At 68.1% G+C, this 3,041-nt stretch carries 7 protein-coding genes; all 7 read left to right on the plus strand.

Annotated features, from left to right (window positions below; all coding sequences use genetic code 11):
- A partial coding sequence (locus AOK15_RS41050; RefSeq protein ID WP_157870541.1) for a hypothetical protein occupies positions 1 to 206 on the plus strand: 206 nt, incomplete at its 5' end.
- A gap of 70 nt (positions 207 to 276) precedes the next feature.
- Entirely contained in the window at positions 277 to 654 is a 378-nt protein-coding gene (locus AOK15_RS41055) for a hypothetical protein (RefSeq protein ID WP_157870542.1), read from the plus strand.
- An 18-nt stretch (positions 655 to 672) separates the two neighbouring features.
- Complete coding sequence (locus tag AOK15_RS45460) at positions 673 to 813, plus strand: hypothetical protein (protein ID WP_157870543.1); 141 nt, start codon at positions 673 to 675, stop codon at positions 811 to 813.
- Between the two features lie 7 nt (positions 814 to 820).
- A complete protein-coding gene (locus AOK15_RS45465; RefSeq protein ID WP_157870544.1) occupies positions 821 to 997 on the plus strand; it encodes a hypothetical protein in 177 nt (58 codons plus the stop codon).
- A gap of 104 nt (positions 998 to 1,101) precedes the next feature.
- Positions 1,102 to 1,746: a hypothetical protein gene (locus tag AOK15_RS41060; protein WP_055524335.1), complete on the plus strand. Its 645-nt coding sequence runs from the start codon at positions 1,102 to 1,104 to the stop codon at positions 1,744 to 1,746.
- 9 nt (positions 1,747 to 1,755) lie between these two features.
- Entirely contained in the window at positions 1,756 to 1,968 is a 213-nt protein-coding gene (locus AOK15_RS41065; RefSeq protein WP_157870545.1) for a hypothetical protein, read from the plus strand.
- 22 nt (positions 1,969 to 1,990) lie between these two features.
- Positions 1,991 to 2,920, plus strand: a complete 930-nt coding sequence (locus AOK15_RS41070) for an ABC transporter permease (protein ID WP_055524339.1) — start codon at positions 1,991 to 1,993, stop codon at positions 2,918 to 2,920.
- Positions 2,921 to 3,041: the final 121 nt, after the last annotated feature.

Raw genomic sequence — 3,041 nt, forward strand, 5'->3', positions numbered from 1 at the left:
CCCCCACCAACGACCCCGCCGCCGCCCTCCACTGGGCCGCCGCAGCCATCGGCCTCGCCGAAGCCCGCACCCAGCAAGGCCACCCGCTCACCGAGCAAGAGCGCGCAGCCTACGACCGCTACCAAGCAGCAGCCCACGGCCACGGCTACAGCGACGAGCAAATCCGCTGCTACGCCTACGACCTGAACGCGGCGGCCACCCGATGAGCGCGCCCGTCTGCTGCGGCAAGCCCCTGCAACCGCAAGGCCAGCACATCGTCTGCGGCACCTGCGGCGGATGGATCGACCCCGGCACGCGCTGATGGACGAGTGCCTCCTCTGCGGCGCACCCGGCCGCGCACCGTACTGCAACGAAGCCTGCAAGGACCTCAAGGACGACGACTACCAGGCGCTCCTGATGTCGCGCTCTCGGTACATCCCCCAGCCGAGAGCGCGGCCCCACATCCACCAGCGGAAGGACACCCCCATGCGGAAGTGGACCACCACCGTCACCGTCACCAACCAAAACGGCGACACCGGAACCGCCACCACCCCCGTCTGCGCCAACGACCCCCAAGCCGCCACCACCGGCATCGCCAACAAACTCCGCGACGAGGGCTACACCGTCGACCAAGTCGTCGTGAAGGAAGACGGCTACTGCGACCACCAGCAGTAACCCCGAGAGGAATCCGCCATGCCCCTGATCAACCCCGAGACCGGCAGCGAGGTCGAGGTGGAGGCCGACGGCGACTTCACCGTCACCTTCTCCATGCATCTCCCGCCCAACACCAGCGACGAGCCCCAGCAGACCCGCATCCCCCTCGACGAAGTCTGAGCACCCCATGTGCCGAGACAGCCGCACCACCGAACAAATCCAGACCGCCCTTGCCGCCGAAGCCACCCTCGCCCGCAGCATCGCCAACGACCCCATGGCCACCCCGCAGCAGCGGCACCTCCACGACACGCTCCATCAGCAGATGAACACCGACCTCGACGAGCTCGAACACCGTCGCCACTGACCGGCCGGCCGGTAGCCCACGGCCCACATCCCCACCGGATGCGGGCCCTGGAAATCCGACCGACCCGCCCTCCACTACCCGCGACTGCACTCAGGAAGATTCATATGGGCAAGAAGATCGATCTCACCAGCCGGAGGTTCGGCCGATGGCTCGTGCTTCGCGACGCTGGCCGCGACAAGAACTTGAACATTAGATGGCTCTGTCGCTGCGACTGCGGCACCGAGAAAGAAGTGATGGGCCAACACCTACGCGGAGGGCGTAGCACCTCGTGCGGTTGCTTCCACTACGGGTCGATGATCCGGCACGGGCTATCCGCTCACCGCCTGTACAGCACATGGGTCAACATGATCCACCGCTGCTCCAACCCGGACAGCAAGGACTACCCGCGATACGGCGCGCGCGGCATCACCGTTTGCCAGCGATGGGCTGACGAGAAGACCGGGCTTCAGAACTTCATCGCCGACATGGATGCGACGCACGAACCCGGAATGTCTCTGGACCGCCGAGACAACGCACTTGGCTACAGCCCAGAGAACTGCGCCTGGGCAACTGCAGTCGAACAGAACCGGAACCGACGCTCCAACCGACTGATCACCCACGAAGGGCTCACGTTGAGCGTGGCTGCCTGGTCGGAAAGGACCGGAGTTAGCGAAGACGCCCTCAAGCACCGGCTTGACCGTGGCTGGCCAGTGCAGCGCGCCTTGACCCAGCCCGTTCAGCAGCAGCGCCGAGCCGCTGACCACGTCTAGGAGCCCGCCATGCCTCGTTTGCCCAAATGCGCCTGGATCCTCATCGGCAGCCTGTTCCTAATCATCAACCACACCATCGGCGTTGCTGCGGCGGTCGGCTTTCTGCTGTCCGCCGCCCTGTGGGCCGCCACCACACCCGCCGCCCTCGCCGCCCTCGCCGCCCTCGCGGCCTGGCATCTCTGCAACGAGCACCCGCCCCGCACCGCCCGAGCCCGCACCTGACCGACGCCCCGGAGGCCCCGCCATGTTCCGCCGTCCGACCCGCACCATCACCGAGAACGTCCACGGCGTCGACGTCGCCTACACCATCGACGACCCGAACCCGGCGCCCCGCCTCCCCTTCAACCTCGACTCCATGCTCCGCCGCGCCCTCTTCACCCTCGCCGTGATCATGACCGTCGGCGCGATCGTCTGGGGCACCGTCGCCATCGGCAGCATGCTTTCCCTCCTCGCCCCCGCCTGGGCCGCCTACCTCGTCGCTGGAGTCTTCGACGCCGGATGGGCCGCCTGCCTCATCGCCGAGTGGATCCTCCGCTACGACAGCACCCGCTCCGAGGCCCCCCGCAACGCCGGCATCGCGATGCTCGTCGTGTCGATGGCCGCGATCATCGTCCACGGCGCGCTCGCAGGACCGTGGGGCTGGATCGTCGGCATCGTCGGCGCTCTCGTATCCGCCGCCGCCAAGGGTGTGTGGGCGATCGGCATGCACACGATCCGGATCAAGCTCGACCCGAAGTACGAGGCGTACCTCCGTACCCTCCAGCAGCAGACCGGCACCGAGCAGGCCCTCGCCCTCGGGGAGCGGGACCGGCTGCTGACGGCGGATCGGACGGTGAAGCTGCGGCTGGCGCTGGAGTCCCGGCGGCCGGACTGGGCGGAAGCGGTGACCGAGCCAGTGAGCCAGGCTGAACCGTCCAAGAAGTCCACGCCGGTTCAGTCCCCTGACCAGCCGGTGAACCAGATCGACCCCACACCCGACCCGGCGACGGTCCACACTGCGAACCAGGCGGCCCGCCCGGTTCAGCCCAAGGACCAGGTCACCGAACTCCACCGCCGTCTCAAGGTTGGCGAGCACATCACCAAGGCCCGCGCCGCGGAGATCCTCGGCGTCCCCGAGTCCACCGCCTACCGCCGTCTCACCGCCGCGCAGGCCCTCCTCAACCAGTACCGCTGACCCAGCCCACCCCGGCCCCCACACCCCCTGTGGGGGCCGGCCTGTCTCTGCGGAGCCCACCCGTGAAGATCGACCGCACCGACATCGTCACCGCCATCGCTGTTCCCGGCCTCGTCTCCGC

This window comes from Streptomyces ossamyceticus, assembly GCF_001418475.1.
Lineage (GTDB): Bacteria > Actinomycetota > Actinomycetes > Streptomycetales > Streptomycetaceae > Streptomyces > Streptomyces ossamyceticus.